This is a genomic window from Maritalea sp. YIW29 (assembly GCF_057219265.1).
The window spans coordinates 81,825-100,159 of the sequence record NZ_JBXVVF010000001.1; the positions used below are offsets into that span (position 1 = coordinate 81,825).

Below are 18,335 nucleotides of genomic sequence, written 5' to 3' on the forward strand. Positions count from 1 at the left end.
GTTAAGGATTAGCCGTCGGCCTTCTTTTGGAACAATAAAGAGCCAAGTCCGATCAGCGCTGAAACTACGATCAACAGAAGAGATACGGCGTTCAATACAGGTGTCGAACCCTGCTTCAACCGGTCAAACATGGTGATCGTGAGCGGTGCGTCTGAGCCGACCAACATCAATGTTGTGTTGAAGTTTTCAAAGCTCATCAGCACAGCAACAACTGCGGCGCCGGCGATGGCTGGCATTAGAAACGGCAACGTGATCTGACGCACGGCACTCCATTTGCTCGCCCCCAAATTCAGCGCGGCCTCTTCCAATGAACGGTCGAACTTCTCCAGTCGTGCTGAAATCACCAACGTGGCAAAGGTAGCGATGAAACTGAATTGACCAAGGATCACCATTGGCAAGCCGGGGCGCAGTCCATCAAACCAAAGACCTGTCGCATTTTCCAAATTGTTCGCGACAGTGTTTGAAAACACCAAAATTGAGATGCCCAAAATGATGCCGGGAATGATGAGTGGTAGCAGCATCAAAATGTAGAGAAGTTCTTTGAACTTAAAGTCGTAGCGCACGAACAAAAATGCGTTTGTTGTGCCGACCGCGATCGACAGCAAAGATACCCAGAAGGCAACGAACAGTGATGTGCCGATAGAACGGATAATTGGACGTTCGTTGAATACGCCTATGTAGGGAGCCTCATTGCCAAAGAACCATGCCCATGTGAACCCATCCCATGGCAAGGAAGGAAACACGCTATCGTTGAATGCGAATGCGCAAACGACTGTTAGCGGTAACGCCAGATAGACGAAGAACAAAATGATGTAGGCGCGATATGTCCAAGCAAAGGCTTTTGATTGCGGGATTGTTGCGATCATTTTAACGCCCCACTGTGTCAGTTAGAGATTGGCGAGACAGTTTAAGCCCAACCCAAACAATGGTCGATGACAATGCCAACAAAAGGAAGCCGAAGGCGGAGCCCAACTCCCAGTTGAAGCGTGTAATGAATTGGCTATAAATCAGTCCGGTGAACCAGAGGCTATCCTTGCCACCCAACAGTATTGGCGTGAGGTAATTGCCCAACGAAAGCATGAACACCACAATGCAGCCTGAAACTATGCCGGGCATAGCGTGGGGGATGATGATTTCGCGCAGAATAGAAATGCCGTTTCCGCCCAAATCATATCCAGCCTCGATCAAACTGTCGTCCAAACTATCAAGCGTTGTGACCAGCGGTACGACCATGAATAGCATGGATGTGTAGACCAACCCGATCATAATTGAGGCGTCATTATACAGGAATTCAACCGGGCCAGAAACGATACCCAAATATTGCAAAAGACTTGAGAAAATGCCGGTTTCGCGCAGCAAAATCATCCAGCCAAATGTGCGCACCAGCTCACTTACCCAAAATGGGATAAGGCACATCAAAAACAGGGTGGTTTTTGTGCGACCGCGGGTCAATTTTGCAATGTAATAGGCAACCGGAAACCCGATGATGAGCGTGAGGAATGTCGCAGAAATCGACATAAAGGCCGTGCGCGCGAATGTGTTCCAATATAGGGGCTCAGTGAAGAACACCATATAATTGCCAAGGCCCGTCACATATTCACGAACGCCAGTTTTTACGCTGATCGATACCAAGAACATGCCAATATGCGGGATGATGATCAGCAGCAAAAGCCACAGCATCAAAGGCGCCATCAAGAGATAAAGGCCGAGTTTTGATTGCGTGTTCGTCATCTTATGCGCCCACTGCGTAACATCTTGTCTGCGCCGCTTCCCAACCGATATGAACCTTGTCGCCTCGATTTAGGTCACGAAACTCACCGGTCTGAGGAATGGCGACGTTCATCTCGCCTCCGGACTTCTCTTCGCGCAAGATGATGTGGCTATTGGCGCCATTGAACAGGATGTTTTCAACAATGCCGGTGTTTAAGTTTTCAATGCCACCGAACTTGTCTTCCTCAACAGAAAGACGCACTGCTTCTGGCCGAACGAAGACTTCGGCCTTGTCACCTTTTGAAAGGTTCGAATTGGGGCTGATGCCCTTTATTTCCATGCCTTCAGCGGTAACCAGCGTCACCGCATCGTTGAAGGATGCATCCACAGTCGCGCTATATTTGTTGGCTTCACCAACGAACCCGGCAACAAAAGCTGTATTGGGTTGATGGTAGAGTTCACGGGCAGTGCCAACCTGTTCAAATTCACCTTGGTTCATCACAGCAATTTGGTCGCTCATCACAAGCGCCTCAGATTGGTCATGGGTGATGTAAACAAATGTTGTGCCGAATTCTGTTTGGAGCTTTTTCAGCTCGATTTTCATATGTTCGCGCAGTTTTAGATCTAGTGCGCCTAGCGGCTCGTCTAGCAGCAGAACATCTGGTTCAAGCACCATGCAGCGGGCGATGGCGACACGCTGTTTTTGGCCACCAGAAAGTTGATTGATTTGTCGCGTCCCGACGCCGGGCAGGCCGACGCGTTCAAGGACTGTTTCGACCCGCTTGGCGATGTCTTCGCGCGGCACGCCACGCTGACGCAAACCAAAGCCTACATTTGCCTCAATATTCATCATTGGGAACAGGGCAAGATGTTGGAACACCATGGAAACCGGGCGTTTGTTTGGCGGAACGCCGATCATTGATTTGCCTTTGATCAGCAGGTCCCCGCTCGTTGCTTCTTGGAAGCCCGCAATCATGCGCAAAAGTGTAGTTTTGCCGCATCCAGAAGGGCCAAGAATGGAAAAGAACGTGCCGGTAGGCACATTAAAGCTCACGTCTTTTACAGCCTTGAAATCATCAAAACTCTTGGTGATGCTTTTACATTCGAGGTCAAATTTGGGTTGGGCTTGAGACGGGTTCATGTTTGCTCCGGCAATAGAAGAAGAGGCGCAATTATGCGCCTCTTCACATATTTGATGATTTGAGAGTTTAGTTCGCCGCGTTTACGCGATCAAGAACTGCACCTTCAAGTGTTTCAAGGTTAGCAGGAACCGTTGGGTACCACTTGATGTTGTCGATATCTGCTTGTGGGAAGCTAGCTTGGTAGCGGGCTTTCAAAGCATCATCAACACCAGCATCGCCACCTTGAGACGCGGTGAAGTTACCAGCAGCTGTTGTGATCATGGCAGCTACTTCTGGACGCATAACAAAGTTGATCCAAGCGTAAGCCGCTTCATCGGCACGACCACGTTTAGGCAACGCGAATGTATCGATCCAACCAAGTGCGCCAGATGTTGGTGCAACAAAGGTAATGTCTGCATTGTCAGCATTCAAAGACCAGCCGCCTGTATCCCAAGCCATAGCAGCAGTTACTTCACCAGAGCGAAGAAGGTTCTTAATTTCGTCGCCGCCACCCCAATAGGTTTTGACGTTTGATTTACACTCAACCAATTTGGCTTCAACTTGCGCCAAAATGTCTTTGTAAGCTGCTTCGTCATTGTAAGCTGCGAATGGATCAAGACCCATTGAGAATGCAAAGCCGATCAAAGTTGGGCGTTTTAGGCGGTAAGAAACTTTGCCTGCAACTGATGGATCACAAAGATCTGTATAGTCCTTAACCTGACCAGCCATTGCCGTGTTTACAACAAGACCTGAAGTTCCCCAAACGTGCGGAAGACCAAATACCTTGCCGTCCATCATTGTGTTGCCTTTAGTGGCTTCCAACATGGATGGGATGAACTGACTTGCGTCAACTTTTGAAAGATCTATTGGCTTATAGATGTCAAATTCGGCTTGTGCGCCGGCGATCCGGTCTTGGCTTGGCTGTGCCAAATCAAAGCCACCGCCGTTTGTGGCGCGCAATTTGGCGACCATTTCTTCGTTGTTTGATTTGGTCACTTCAACGGTGTGGCCAGTTTCCTTTTCAAACATTTCCACAACGTTTTCTGGTGCGTAGCCGCCCCATGTTAGCAAACGTAGGGTTTCAGCTTGTGCTGCTGACATCGTAATTGCGCCCGCTGCCAAGAGCGCGATGCCTGATGATAGAATCTTGTTCATGATTTCTCTCCACTAGAAGAAGCCTTTAGATACCAGCATTGTTGCGGTTCCGGCCTTTATTATCGTTGCGCCATCAAAATAACGCCGCGCAGAGACATAATCTGCATGCATAGCATTTTTGTGACGGTTTGAAGATGTTCGTTCATGTGGCATGCTGCTGTCAAGATTTTGTCATGCATTATTTTTTCAGAAGGAGTCTTTCTGAACGGTTTTCTTCAGTTTACGTGGGTTGGGATTTGAAAATGCTAACCACAAACCAATAATAGAAGAAGTACTTTCAAACATGCCAGGTGCCACCGGGCAAATGTTGGGCAAAATGTCTTGGATTAGTACGGCTTCGTTCCGAAACAATTCCGGTCCTAACGGAACTCAATTTCAGATGCTTTCAGGCTCTCACATTGACTAGCAAGCTATCGTAATTCGATCTCAAAACCGAGCTTACCAGAAATTGACGTGTTGCCGTTTGTGTTTTGGCTGACATGTGCATTCGCGTTGAACTCAATTCCCGAAGCGGTTGTGTGCTCAAAATTCGCATCAATAAATGCAATGCCGACATTTCTATTGCCAAACACATCGAAGTTTATCGGGGTGCCAAGCAATTCACCGCTTGTTTGGCTCCCACCTAAAAGCGATCGTGCTTTCACCCCTGCTTTAATCTCAAAGTCGGTTTTCGCACCGTTCACGTGAAGTAAATGGATTGGCTTTGCAAATTCAAGCCCAGCTTCAATAACATGCATTTGGCGTGCGTTGATCGTCAAATTGTCGGCTGCACCTGTTTCAGAAAATCCATCAGCATGAATTCCAGTATAGCGAACTGAAGCCCGGGCTCTTGCGGCGTCGACTTGGTAGGAAAATTTTTGCGAATATGCAATTTCGGGCGATAAAAACACACTATTATACGCAGCAGTGGCCGTTTCTACACCACTTGAAACAGTGTTGTTTGCGACATTTCGCTGACGATTCAGACGCGAAACTCCAACCGTGCTCGAAATATCCAACTGACCCGAACCATTTTGGATGGACGTACCTAAACCGCCGACAAAAGACGAAATATTTGTGGACTGTGAGCCGTCCGCATTTGAGACGTTGCCCTGACTAAAGCCCAAAAATCCTGTGGCGGTTTGGGTGCTACTCAGTTGGCTATCGACGCCTATGAGTGTTGAGATGTTCCAAAAGTTGGCGCCAACAGTGGGCTGGGTGCCTGTGACATGTTCATAGCCAGCATTAAGTTCTGCAAACACAACCGGATGTTCATTCTTGTCCATTTCTGAGAATGGTTGCTCAATGCTCGACGGTTTTGTGACCGGCGCGTAGCTAGACAATGTGGATGGCTGCGATGTTCCTGCCCGAACTTTGTTTAAATGACGTTGCAGCGATGCGGAGATGCCGTCATTTAGGTTCAAGAAGTAGTCGTCGAACGAACTAAGAGTTGTTGGGTCCAACACTGCAACCTGCATGCCATTTGTCGCTTGCGGAGCGCCATTGGAATTGATGAACTGCGGCAAGTTTGATGTGAACGTGTTGACCGCACTTAGTCCGTTTTCGACGGAGTAAGTATTGGTTGCCATATCGAATTTCAATGCACCAATTAAGATTGAGCCTGGCCCCAGAGTTAGGCTGTTATTGTCGCCTGAAAAATCTACCACCGCGCCGCTGCCGGTGGCGGAAACGCGGCCCTTATTTGTGATCTTATTGTTGTCGCGGAAAAAGAAGCCGTTTGCGTTACTGCCTTGAACTGAAATCACGCCATTGTTGGTGATTTTGTTGTTGTCTTCGCCATCCATGCCATCTGAATCGTTGCCAAGCGTGGTGATGGATCCGTTATTCACGACAATATCGTTGCTGTTGGCGTCTACGCCTTCAGACTCATCTCCATTTGTTAAAACAGTGCCATTATTGGTGAAGTTGTTATTGTCTCCATCTAGGTCGACTGCGTCTGCTCGCAATCCATTTGTTGTCAACGTGCCGTTATTTGTAATTATGTTGCCGCTACCATAGGTTTCAATTGCCTCGCCGCCATAACCAGTCATGGTAATTGTACCGTTATTGACGATTGTGGTGCGATCTTCAGCTGATATGCCCGTGGTGTCGTCTCCAGAAACCGTCACAACACCGTTGTTGGTTACACGGTTGTCATCCTCGGAGAGAATTCCGAAGGAATCTTCCCCAGTGACAGTAACGTTCTTGTTGTTGACGATGACATTGTCTTCATAACCCAACATGCCAACACCGTCGTCTCCCGTAACAACGATGTTTCCGTCGTTTGTGATTGTACTGTCATGGAATGCACCCATTCCGAGTGGTGCTGTTCCAGATGAGTGGATTGAACCAGTGTTTTGCAACACACTTCGGCCGTGCGCCAATATGCCGGCCCAAAATGTACCAGTTACGGTGATCGTTCCGGCATTGCTGATATTTGAGTCGTGATTGGCGAGAATACCGTCGTCGCCTGCAACCGTTAGCTGACCACCAGCTTCAATGGTGCAGTTTTGGCCATCGGCTAAAGTCTGAACAGTTGTTTGGGTTTCTGTGCTGGAAATCGTCGAAGGGCATGCAGCTAAGGCAGTCGATGAATTAATGGCGATAAAACTGAACGCTACTGCTGAAGCAACAGCGAATAGGCCAATCCACTTTGTTCGTGCAAATGCCGATATTGTGGTAAATGTTCTCAACTATCTGGCCCTACTCAACACCTCAGATTGCATTTCTTAAAGGTTGATTAACATTTAGTCCAGAGCAACTATAGGTTGAAGCGGTGGGCTTCGCTCATATGAGCGTGCTGTATTTTCTAAAACCAGTTGTTTGAGGGAGTAAGCGTCACAATTGTGGTTATCCCCTCATCATCCGGCCTTCGCCGATTGATGCCAAAGGTGCGTTGCTTTCCGCAGTTGATTTTCGCACTTCATCGGCGAAGTTTGAAAAGTCTTTGGCACGCTCAAAATTGGCATCAATTTTGGTTTTGGCATTTGGAACCGATGACAATAACAGCTTTGAATAGGCGTGTTTCGGATCGTGGACGATTTTGTCTGATGGGCCGAACTCCACAATGCGTCCGCCAAACATGACCGCTGTGTTTTCTGTGAGATAATGCGCGGTGGCAAGATCGTGGGTAATGTATAAAAATGTAATTCCGCGTTCGACTTTAAGGCGTTTCATCAGGTTCAAAATTGAACGTCTGATCGACACATCCAGCATGGACGTAGGCTCGTCAGCGATGATGAGTTCTGCGCCAACAGCAAGTGCCCGCGCTAAGTTGATACGTTGTCGTTGACCGCCTGAAAGTTCATGGGGGAACTTATCAAGTGTAGCCGCAGGGTCGAGTTCCACGTCGTTCAGTGTGCTAACCAACTCATCTTCAAGCGATTTGCCCTCAGGGATTCTGCCATGCAGTTTAAGCGGGCGCTCGAGGTGATGGCGAACAGTGTGGGTTGGGTTTAGCGATGCAAACGGATCTTGAAAAACCATTTGCACTTTTCGGGCGGTGTCCCGTTTTTCTTTTGAAGTATGTGCTGTTTGAATAGGTTTGCCGTCGATGACGATCTCACCGCTATCAATTTGGAACATACCGGCGATTGCTCGCCCACAAGTGGATTTGCCCGAACCACTTTCGCCGACCAAGGCCAAGGCTTCGCCCTTGCGAAGCGAAAACGAGATATCCTGAAGGGCGTTCACGGATTTCGCACCGCCAAACATTGTCTTTAGGGTGTATGTTTTGTGGACTTTGTCCAAGGTCAAAAATGTTGGGTTTTGTGCAGACATTTACTGGGCTCCGGATGCGGTTTGCGAAATACTCGCATCATTGAAACTGGGCATCGCTTCCCACAATTTCTTCGTGTAATCGTGTTGAGGGTTTTCCACGATTTGGCGCGTTTCATTTACTTCAACAATTTCGCCTTCCAACATAATGGCAATGCGGTCTGCAAATTGCGCCATTAGTGCAAGGTCGTGGGTAATGAACAAAATCGAAAACCCGAACTTTTCCTGCAAGCCTGCGATCTCTTGTAAAATTTCGCGCTGCACAACAACGTCCAGGGCTGTTGTTGGCTCATCCATGATGATCAGTTGAGGCTCTAAAATGAGTGCATTGGCCAACACCACCCGTTGGCGCATGCCGCCGGATAGTTGATGTGGATAATCGTCAAGACGTTTAGGGTCGATGCCTACCAATTCCATCAATTCTTGTGCGCGCTGCCGTGCTTCCGCCGTCGTTTTCCCCGTATGCCGGTGATAGACATCTCGGAATTGTTCGAAAATTGTGAGAACCGGATTGAGAGCGTTCATCGCACTTTGAAACACCAGAGAAACTTTGCTCCAGCGCCATTTTGATAGCGTTTCTTCGTCAAACGCCAGGACATCATCGCCATCAACTTTTATGGAGCCTCCGGAGATGAAAGCAGGTGGTCGATGCAGGCGCATGAGCGCATAGGCAATTGTTGATTTGCCGCAACCACTCTCTCCAGCAAGGCCGAGAACCTCGCCACGTCCAATGTGCAAGTCGACGGTCTTTACAGCACGAAAGGGCCCATCGATCGTCATATAGTCGACCTCAAGTCCTTTGACATCAAGGAAACGCTCTTCGCTCATGATGTTGCGCCTTTCGTGTCCTTGTAGTTTTGGTCGAATTTCTTCTGCGCCTTAACCGCCTTGTTGATGGCACCCAACGTACGAAGGCGTGGGTTTGACATTTCGTCGATGCCGAAATTGAGCAGAGATAGACCGATGCCGATAATTACGATCGCCATACAGGGAGCAAAAACTTCCCACCAGGCGCCAACCGCAATGGCTGAAGACGTTTGGGCGTTGTAGAGCATAGTGCCCCAAGAAACGGCGAGTGGATCGCCTAGGCCCAAAAATTCCAATGTTGCTTCTGTGATGATGGTGTAAACGACCGAACCAATGAAGTTGAAGCCGATGATGGATAGCAAATTGGGCATCAGCTCGACGCAAATGATGCGCCAACTGGGTTCTCCAATTTGCTCGGACGCTTCGATGAAATCGCGACGCCGAAGGGTGAGGGTTTGCGCGCGGGTCACCCGCGCACCCCAAGCCCAAGACGTTAAGCCAATAATCAGCGCGATCATAAAGGGATCCGATTGGCCTATGAATGCTGCTAACACCAGCAAGAGCGGCAGTTGGGGTATGACCAGCGCTATGTTGGTGATGAAGTTCAGCGTTTCATCAATCCAGCCACCGAAGTATCCGGCGGTAACTCCGATTAGGGTGCCAAGCACGGTTACAATCAGTCCAGCACCAAATCCGACGAGCAGCGATGTGCGTGTGCCCCAAACGAACTGGGTGTATACATCGCGTCCCATGCGTGTTGAGCCCATGGAGTGTTCAATGCTCGGCTCTTGGTGCGGGCGCGTAACGCGCTTCAATGGGTCGTGGCTGGTGATCAGCGGCGCGGCGAGTGCTATTCCAATGTAGGCGAGCACAATCAACATGCCAGCAGCAGCTTTTTTGTTGCGAAGAATAATAGTCAAAAATTTGAGCATGCTGGTTACGCCTTCCGTAGCCGAGGATCAAGGAAGATATAGGCAAAATCTATGGCTAGGTTTGCAGTTAGCATGGCCAAAGTCATGATGATCAATTGGCCCTGAATGAGCGGGTAATCTCGGGCGATAATGCCTTGGAAAAGGATATTGCCGAGCCCGGGATAATTGAAAACGATTTCGATGATCAATGAGCCACCCATGACCGAGCCAAGGCTGAGGGCGAAAGCTGTCATAGAAGGCAAAAGGGCATTGCGGGCTGCATAGTTATATCGCACTCGGGCGTCCGATAGGCCTTTGGCGTGGCCCATAACCACATGTTCCTCACCCAATTGCCCAATCATGTTATTGCGCATGGTAATCAGGTACCCGCCGATTGAAACAAAGGCGAGCGTGCAAATGGGCATTAGCGCGTGATAGCCAACTGACGAAAAGTATTCCCAGTTCCATCCTGCATCCAGTGATGGATTATAGGCATAGCTGGTGGGTAACCATTCCAACATCAACCCAAATACGTAAAGCGTGATGATCGCGATGACCAAGGCCGGAACTGATTGAACGGCAAGGGCGGAAGGGGAGATGACGCTGTCAAACATACTGCCCCGTTTCCACGCGGCGTAGATACCCAAAAGCGATCCGACACAAAACGCTACGATGACCGACGTGCCAGCTAGGAACAAAGTCCAGGGCAGTGCTTGCATAAGCACTTCTAATACGGTCTGGGGGTATTTTTTGATGGAAACGCCAAAATCCCAAGAAAAAACAGATTTCAGATAGATGAAGTATTCTTCATATAGTGGACGATCAACCAGTCCAAAGGTTTCAGCTAAGGCTTTTTTGGCTTCTGGTGGCAGGCTGTTGCTGGCATTTGCAAACATGATGTCTACGGGATTTCCCGGCATCAATCGGGGCAGCAAAAAGTTGATAGAGGCTGCAACCAAGAAGGCAACAATATAGAATAGAATTCTTCGGATGATGAAGGACATGAATGGTATCCACCGGGTTTGGTTGAGGGGCGATGCGCACTGCACCGCCCCTCTTTCTTACGTTCAATCGGGAGCAACTAGCTTTTCGGCTTGATTGAAAGCAGATGCAAAATACGCTCAGGATTTCCATCATGCACAGTTGGCACGGCCTGGTCATTGTCGGCAGAGAAGAATCCGTCAAATCGAGCTGTGTTGTACTGATACCAGTATGGATTGTTGAACACTGGGATATGAGGCATATCCTTGGACAAAATCATTTGAACTTTGTCCATAATTTCGCGTTGCTCCGCTTCGCTGCTGGTCTTGAAGAAGCCGTCTAGCAAACCGTCAAGCTCTTCATTGGTGTAGCCTGTTACGGAAAAACGACTGGCGCCAACTTTTGAAGAGTGGAACGTGTTGAAGGCCATATGTGGGGTAACGCCAACAACAAGGGCGTTAATTGCACCTTGGTAAGATCCATCAAGCAATTGTTGGGTCCAAGCTGCGGCCTCTGGTGTTGAAACGCGGGCATTAACGCCTGCTTCATGTAGACCTTCAACAGCAAGTTGAACTGTGTTCACCCAATCCGTCCAACCATTTGGTACGATCAGATCAAATGCCACTGGTTTGCCAGAAGGTGTCTCAACAAAGCCGTCACCATCGGTGTCTTTATAGCCTGCTTCAGCAAGCAGTGCGGCAGCACCTTTCACGTCATATTCCGTGAACTGGCCGAACTGGGCGTCTGCTTCACCATTGTTCCAAGCGTGATATCCACGGCCTAAACCAGAGGGATATTGGTTGATTGTTGGGTATCCATAACCCGCAATGTCAACCATGGCCTGACGATCCATTGCCATTGAGAAGGCGCGACGGAAATTGACGTCGCTGAATGCTTCTTTATTACCTTCTTCTGACGAATTGATGTTCAGATTAAAGATAACAAGTGAACCACCCGGGAACCAATATTTGTGGTTCTCTGGATCCTTAGATACATAAGTTTTTTCGATGTCAGGAAGGAACGAGCCAAACCAGTCCAACTCGCCTTTTGCGGCGGCTGTCAGCGTTTGGTCATTGTTTGCGATTTGTGGGAACCGCATGCAGTCAATGTCTAGATCATCCGCTTGGAAATAGTGCGGGTTACGACATTGGATATATTCCTGTGGTGTGAACCGACGAATTTCAGTCAATGGACCTGATCCAACCGGATTAAGGTTGGTGAAACTCACAGGGTCTTCAACGGAAGACCAGATATGCTCTGGAACCGTGTGGATACGTGCCACATCATAAATTAGGCCAGTGCTTGGTTCTTTGTATGTGACTTTCACGTGGTGGTCGTCGATCATCTCAACGCTGTCGAGCTTTTCCCAAATTGCTCGAATATCAAGGGCTGGATGTTCTTTGATTAGATTGAACGTGAAAACAACGTCGTTTGCATCAAGTGTTTCTCCGTCTGACCATTTTACGCCGTCGCGAATTTTAAATGTGACAGATGACAGATCATCAGAGTATTCGAAGCTTTCAGCAAGCCGATATTCAGCGCGCCCACCTTGGATGCGGTTGAATACGACCAATTGTTCAAACATAAAGTCGCGCACAGAACGTACGTCGCCAGTTTGGTTGAACGGGTTGTAAATTTCAGCGAATGCAGTTGTTTGGTGCGGAACCGCCGTCAAAATGACTTCGGCTTTTGCGACGGCTGTTGTCAACAAAAACGCTGACGCGAGCGCAGGCAAGATCATGCTAGAACGCATGTGAATTCCTCCTAAATATATTCCTCCAACCCGCGAGCCATTATATCACCCGCGAATCCCTTGTTCCGGTGGCGCTGATTTGGAACTTGACCTAGCGTCGTTTACCGGAAATCTTATTGGAAACCAATTTAATACCAAGAGTCACTTCGTTGGTTCTGCAAAATCCGCTGTAAAATCGTAAAAACTGCCTTTTTACGTGATGTTTGGTTTCGCGGGACTGCAACAATTTGATAGAAAGTGACCAACATATTTGGGCCATCATAAACTTGGTGGCAGGAGGAAGATCGTGACATTTCTGCGCACAATTTCATTTGCGCCAAAGGGATTGCATGCGCGCCTATTGTTAGCGTTTGCAGGCATTTCGCTTATTCCGCTGCTTATTGTTAGTGCGACATTCTTCTATGTGCTCATTAGAAATGTTGAGGGTGAAAATTTCGCCAAACTCGAATTTGTGAATGAAGCCAAGAGAAGCGAGATCTCGCAATATCTGCAGTTTGCCACGCGCCAAGCGGACACGTTGAGCCAGACCAATATTGTGCGGTATTCCATTGGCGAATTTTACGGATTTAGCTACGGGTTTCGCGAAATCTCAACTGAGCCCGATGCGGCGGCACGCATTCTGCGGGGTGCATTTGGAATCGGTGCCGACGGCGCGCAAGCGGACAGAAATGAACTGATCAGCTCGGCGCTTATATATGACAATATGCATAGCCAATTTCATTCTGAATATGAGGCTTTTTTGGCGTCTTCGGAATATGACAATTTGTATTTGATCAATAATCAGGGCCGAGTTGTTTATTCAGTTTTGAAGGACAATTATTTGGCCGCGGAAATTGATGGTGCGGTCACTCGATCTCCGTTGGCCGATGTGGCGCGTGCACTGCTGTCAGCGCCCCCAGAACAAAAGATTGCGTTTGGAGATTTCGACCGCGACCCGGTCACCGGAGAATTCGCTGCCTATGTCGGCGTTAAGGTGGATTTCTACTCCCGACCCAGCGGGGTGTTGGTGTTGCGGCTGCCCACCGATGGCATCGAGCATATTGTGCAGTCTGACACAAATGGGGCCGGGCAGATATTCTTGCTTTCGTCGCGCCAGCAAATTCTAAGTCAACCGGTTGATGGCGACTATGCGATTGGCGAACGACCTTCTGTTTCGCAGAAATTGGCGGCGATCGCTGGGACTGCGATTGTTGATAGGGGACTTTCCAACAACGCAGCACTCGCCGCCTTTGGCGATCTCAAAGTGTTTGACAAATCATGGCAAGTCATCAGTGAAGTGCCTGCATCGGAGGCCTATTCGTCAGCCGATACACTGATCAAAACGGTTGTGACACTAGCGGTACTTGCCATACCGATTTTATTTTGGGTCGCGGCTCGATTGGCACACAGTGCAACAAGCCCGATCTTACGGATTACCAGCACGGCCGAGGCCATTGCTGCAGGCGATCTAAACAGATCGATGCCACCCATCCAAAACCCAATTGAGTTGAAACGGCTAACCGACAGTTTTGGCCGAATGCGCGATGCTGTGCGCGAGCAGCTTTCTCAAATCAATACCAATGTGGCCGCGATTAAAGAAAAAAATGCGCAATTGGAGGAAGCTGACCGAATCAAAGATACATTTCTGGCCAACACGTCGCATGAATTGCGCACACCGTTGAACGGCATTGTTGGCATTTCAGAAACACTGTCTGCGGGTGCCGCCGGAGATTTGAGCGAGCGACAACGCTCGCAATTGCAATTGATAACCTTTAGTGCGCGAAAACTGTCGCGGCTTGTAGACGACTTATTGGATTTATATCGCATACGGCAAGGTCGAATGCGGCTTGATATGCATCCGGTAGATGTCGCGACAAGTGTGCGAAATGTGCTGCAACTCTCAGAACCATTGTTGCGCGGTGAACCGGTTACGCTGCGCGTTGATATTGCAAATGACACCCCATTAGTGATGGCTGATCCGGTGAGGATGGAGCAAATCTTACACAATTTGGTGGGTAATGCGATCAAGTACACAGAAGCCGGATCGATCCGCATTTATGCAGAAGCATGCGACGAATGGGTAAAAATTTCGATCCATGATACCGGAGTTGGTATATCAGCCCAAGATTTGGGCCGCATGTTCCAGCCACTCGAACAGGCCGATGGCGTCGACACCGCCCGAAAGACCGGCGGCACTGGATTGGGGCTGACAATTGCCCGGCAGTTGGCGACCTTGTTGGGGGGCGAATTGGTCGCTTCAAGTGCTCTAGGTGAAGGGTCTAGCTTTACGCTTAAACTACGACCGGCGACGCAGGAAGATTTTGAGATTGAGGGCGTGCCGGCATTAGCTGATGTTGCTGATGGCTACCACGAGACACTCAATAGCTCAGACAATCTCGAACTTACCTATGAGGCACCAAAGCGACTTGGCGCGCCAGATATTTTGGTTGTCGACGATGAACCGATTAATTTGCAGGTGTTGCGCAATGTGTTGCTGCCGCAGGGCTTCGGTGTGCGCACTGCGGATAATGGTACAAGCGCCCTAAAAATGGTGGAAGAGGCAAAGCCGAACTTGATCATTTTGGATGTCATGATGCCGGATTTGAGTGGGTTGGAAGTCGCCCGACGTCTTCGCGAACGATTTGATCGGCTTGATTTGCCAATCATCATGGTGACCGCGCGAAGTAGGACCCGTGATATCATTGCGGGTCTGGAAGCGGGCGCGAATGACTATGTCGTCAAACCGTTTGTTAAAGACGAGTTGTTAGCGCGCATTAGTACAATGCTCGAGGCGCAGAAGGCGCGTGAAGCGACACAAGAAAATGCCTTATTGCATCAAGAAATGAACCGGCGAATTCAAGTTGAAGATGCCTTGCGCTTGTCGCAGGGGCGCATGGCAAGCTTGCTGGATACGTTGAGCGTTGGTTTGGTCTGTGCTGACGAAGCCGGTCGGATGACTTATGCCAATCAATATGCCCAACATCGGCTTAACCTGGAAGACATGGCTCTAAATGTGAGCCAACTGTTGCCAGACGGTGTTTTTAATCAACTTTATGCCGATTGCGTTGAAAACGGGTCGGCTGATCAGATTTTCAGCTCTTGGAAAAATGCTGAAGGTGAATTCGCAATTTCGGCGTTTGAGATGGTTCAGGAAGCAGGCGGCGGAATTAGCATGATCCTCTTGCCTCGAAATGACGGGACATTAATTGGGGAAGCGACGAACGTTGGAGCCGTTCAAAAAGCTCTTGAAGCTATTGAGCTGCCACAAAATGGCAGCCAGCCAGCTGTCGCTGATCTGTCCACCGCGCCTAAGTCATTATTTGAGCATGATGAGTATCGACAGACCACCGTGGCAACGATGAAAGCCGCGCTCGCGCTTTGGCAAGAAACGCGGCAGGGCAACAAGTTCGAGCTGGCTGAAGAGAGCGGCGTTTGGCGTGTTCATTTGGACCGCTCTTCCTTGCAAACACGCACGCTTGATAAGTATTTCAACATCGAAACGCTGCCGAAAAACCCACGTTGGCGTGATGTAATGCGCACCGCAGACTTTGTTTTAGACGCCTGCGCGCAGACAGAGAAAAAATCTGAACTCAATGAGTTGATGGCGCTCAGGGACAAGTTGGTTCAGCTTGTGCGTGACGGGGCCGCGAAGCAAACGGAGAAAGCCTAATTTCATAATCCAACACGGCGGCAATCTGATCATAATTGCTGGCGGCCCTTGACCTTCCATTCACTGTAACCTTTATATAGAGTATCAAATTCAACATTTGATGGTGGAAGTTCAGTGGGCGAAGAAGTGACAGACAAAAAACTGGCAGAACAATCATGTGGTTGTGGGCACGATCATGGCCATGCCACGCCAACGGCTGACAGCGCCATTGATCCCGTGTGTGGGATGAATGTGAAGCTGGGGGTTGGGAAACCACACCTTTCGCACGATGGACAGGAATATCATTTCTGCAATCCAAAGTGCCATGACAAGTTTGAAGCTGATCCATATTTTTATCTATCTGGCGCCAATAAACGCAAGGCGAAGGCTGCACCAAAGAATGCGATGTATACCTGTCCTATGGACCCTGAGATCGTTCAAGAAGGGCCAGGAACTTGTCCGGTTTGTGGCATGGCGTTGGAACCGATGGATGGTGTGCCGACGGGCGAAAACCACGAGTTAGTCGACTTTACCCGCCGTCTTTGGGTGAGCATTGGTGCGGCCGTTCCATTGTTGATTTTGACAATGGGGCCAATGGTTGGCCTGCCAATCCGCGATTGGATGGGTGAAAATATTGCGGTCTGGTTGGAGTTATTGCTCGCAACGCCCGTCGTACTGTGGGCTGCATTTCCGTTTTTCGAACGCGGTTGGACGTCGATCAAAACTGGCAATTACAACATGTGGACGCTCATTATGTTGGGCGTCGCGGCAGCATATGGCTTTAGTTTGGTTGCAACAATTGCCCCACAGATATTCCCGCCTGAAATACTGATGGGCGGTCACGCGCCGGTTTATTTTGAAGCGGCAGTGGTGATTATTGCGTTGGTTTTTGTTGGCCAGGTCCTTGAGTTGCAGGCGCGCGAGCGCACTGGCGATGCCATTCGTGCATTACTTGATCTTGCACCTAAAAAAGCACGTCGGATCAATGAAGATGGCACCGAATATGATGCGCCGTTGGAAAATATTCTAACGGGTGACAAGTTGCGCGTTCGCCCCGGCGAAAGCGTGCCGGTTGACGGTGTCGTTGTTGAAGGCAAAACGAATATCGACGAAAGCCTTATTACTGGCGAGCCTGTTCCTGTCGAAAAGACAATAGGCGCTGGGGTGACGGGCGGTACGATTAATAAAAACGGCTCTGTCATTATTGAGGCGCAAAAAGTTGGCGAAGAAACCATGCTGTCAAAGATTGTGGCCATGGTCGCATCGGCACAGCGCTCCCGTGCACCAATTCAAAGTTTAGCAGACAAGGTTGCTGGGTATTTTGTTCCAACGGTGGTTGGTGTTGCCGTGCTGGCATTTGCAATTTGGCTATTTTTTGGACCTGAACCTTCAATTGCTTTTGCCACCATCGCAGGGGTTTCTGTCTTGATAATTGCCTGCCCATGTGCGCTTGGGTTGGCGACGCCAATGTCTGTGATGACGGCGACTGGCCGGGGTGCACAAGCGGGTGTCTTGGTGCGTGAAGCGGAAGCGCTGGAACGTATGGCGGAAATCGATGTTGTGATTGTCGATAAAACCGGGACATTGACCGAAGGGCGACCTAATCTAACGAATATCCTGCCTGCATCTGGTGTTGATGAGGAACAATTACTGTCCATTGTTGGCTCCTTGGAGAGTGGATCAGAACACCCTTTGGCGGAAGCTATTTTTGAGGCGGCAAAAGAAAAAGGCGCAACGATTAAAGCTGTTGAGGATTTTGAGGCCATCACCGGGAAGGGCGTTTCCGGCACTATAGATGGCACAACCGTGCTGCTGGGTAACAAGGCATTGATGGACGATGCTCAGATCGAACTGACCATGAACGATGGTGAGGCAACGAAGCTGCGGGCGGTTGGCAAAACTGTGATGTTTGTCGCAATCGAAGGGAAATTCGCCGGTATGATCGCCGTTGCTGACCCGATCAAAGCGACGACAAAAGAAGCGATTGATGAGTTGCACCGCCGTGGACTTAAGGTGGTCATGGCAACGGGTGACAATGCCATTACCGCTAAGGCTGTTGGCGACCAATTGGGCATTGATGAAGTACATGCAGACGTTTTGCCACAAGATAAAAAGGCTCTAGTGGAAGCGTTTCGTGCCAAGGGTCTCAAAGTCGCTGTTGCTGGGGATGGCGTAAACGATGCGCCAGCTTTGGCCGCTGCAGACGTCGGTCTGGCCATGGGAACCGGTGCAGATGTGGCGGTTGAAAGTGCAGGCATCACGTTGCTAAAAGGCGACTTGGTTGGCATTGTGCGTGCACACACTTTGTCCAAAGCCACAATCAACAACATCAAGCAAAACTTGTTTTTCGCGTTCGCCTATAACTCTGTCGGCGTGCCGATTGCCGCTGGCATTTTATTCCCGCTTACTGGCGCACTATTGTCACCCATGTTGGCGGCTGCGGCCATGAGCCTATCATCTGTATCTGTTATTTCTAACGCTTTAAGACTGCGTGGGCTGAAACTTTAGCTCAC

The 18,335-nt window shown here is 49.3% G+C and carries 12 protein-coding genes; 2 read left to right on the plus strand and 10 right to left on the minus strand.

What is annotated here, in order from left to right:
* Positions 1–8: 8 nt before the first annotated feature.
* The 10 genes from AC2D8L_RS00390 to AC2D8L_RS00435 all read right to left on the minus strand — a co-directional run bounded on the left by AC2D8L_RS00390 (position 9) and on the right by AC2D8L_RS00435 (position 12,194).
* On the minus strand, positions 9–866 hold the full coding sequence (locus AC2D8L_RS00390) for an ABC transporter permease (RefSeq protein WP_484683471.1): 858 nt from the start codon (positions 864–866) through the stop codon (positions 9–11).
* Between the two features lies 1 nt (position 867).
* Positions 868–1,731: an ABC transporter permease gene (locus AC2D8L_RS00395; protein ID WP_484683472.1), complete on the minus strand. Its 864-nt coding sequence runs from the start codon at positions 1,729–1,731 to the stop codon at positions 868–870.
* Between the two features lies 1 nt (position 1,732).
* Positions 1,733–2,851 carry an ABC transporter ATP-binding protein gene (locus AC2D8L_RS00400; RefSeq protein ID WP_484683473.1) on the minus strand — a complete coding sequence of 373 codons (1,119 nt, stop codon included), beginning with the start codon at positions 2,849–2,851 and terminating at the stop codon, positions 1,733–1,735.
* A gap of 67 nt (positions 2,852–2,918) precedes the next feature.
* Entirely contained in the window at positions 2,919–3,986 is a 1,068-nt protein-coding gene (locus tag AC2D8L_RS00405) for an extracellular solute-binding protein (protein WP_484683474.1), read from the minus strand.
* A 410-nt stretch (positions 3,987–4,396) separates the two neighbouring features.
* Positions 4,397–6,658 (minus strand): autotransporter domain-containing protein, encoded by a 2,262-nt coding sequence (locus AC2D8L_RS00410; protein ID WP_484683475.1) that lies wholly within the window; start codon positions 6,656–6,658, stop codon positions 4,397–4,399.
* Positions 6,659–6,815: 157 nt separating this feature from the next.
* On the minus strand, positions 6,816–7,745 hold the full coding sequence (locus tag AC2D8L_RS00415) for an ABC transporter ATP-binding protein (protein ID WP_484683476.1): 930 nt from the start codon (positions 7,743–7,745) through the stop codon (positions 6,816–6,818).
* The gene (locus tag AC2D8L_RS00420) at positions 7,746–8,570 is read right to left on the minus strand and encodes an ABC transporter ATP-binding protein (protein WP_484683477.1); all 825 of its coding nucleotides are present in this window, start codon (positions 8,568–8,570) and stop codon (positions 7,746–7,748) included.
* Positions 8,567–9,469: an ABC transporter permease gene (locus AC2D8L_RS00425; RefSeq protein ID WP_484685130.1), complete on the minus strand. Its 903-nt coding sequence runs from the start codon at positions 9,467–9,469 to the stop codon at positions 8,567–8,569. The genes AC2D8L_RS00420 and AC2D8L_RS00425 overlap by 4 nt, the downstream gene beginning before the upstream one ends.
* 17 nt (positions 9,470–9,486) lie before the next feature.
* Positions 9,487–10,464, minus strand: a complete 978-nt coding sequence (locus AC2D8L_RS00430; RefSeq protein WP_484683478.1) for an ABC transporter permease — start codon at positions 10,462–10,464, stop codon at positions 9,487–9,489.
* Between the two features lie 77 nt (positions 10,465–10,541).
* Positions 10,542–12,194 carry an ABC transporter substrate-binding protein gene (locus AC2D8L_RS00435; protein ID WP_484683479.1) on the minus strand — a complete coding sequence of 551 codons (1,653 nt, stop codon included), beginning with the start codon at positions 12,192–12,194 and terminating at the stop codon, positions 10,542–10,544.
* 286 nt (positions 12,195–12,480) lie between these two features.
* Between AC2D8L_RS00435 and AC2D8L_RS00440 the strand changes: the two genes are divergently transcribed.
* Both AC2D8L_RS00440 and AC2D8L_RS00445 read left to right on the plus strand, forming a co-directional pair.
* A complete protein-coding gene (locus AC2D8L_RS00440; protein WP_484683480.1) occupies positions 12,481–15,843 on the plus strand; it encodes a response regulator in 3,363 nt (1,120 codons plus the stop codon).
* Positions 15,844–15,969: 126 nt separating this feature from the next.
* Positions 15,970–18,330, plus strand: a complete 2,361-nt coding sequence (locus tag AC2D8L_RS00445; RefSeq protein WP_484683481.1) for a heavy metal translocating P-type ATPase — start codon at positions 15,970–15,972, stop codon at positions 18,328–18,330.
* The last annotated feature ends 5 nt before the right edge of the window (positions 18,331–18,335 follow it).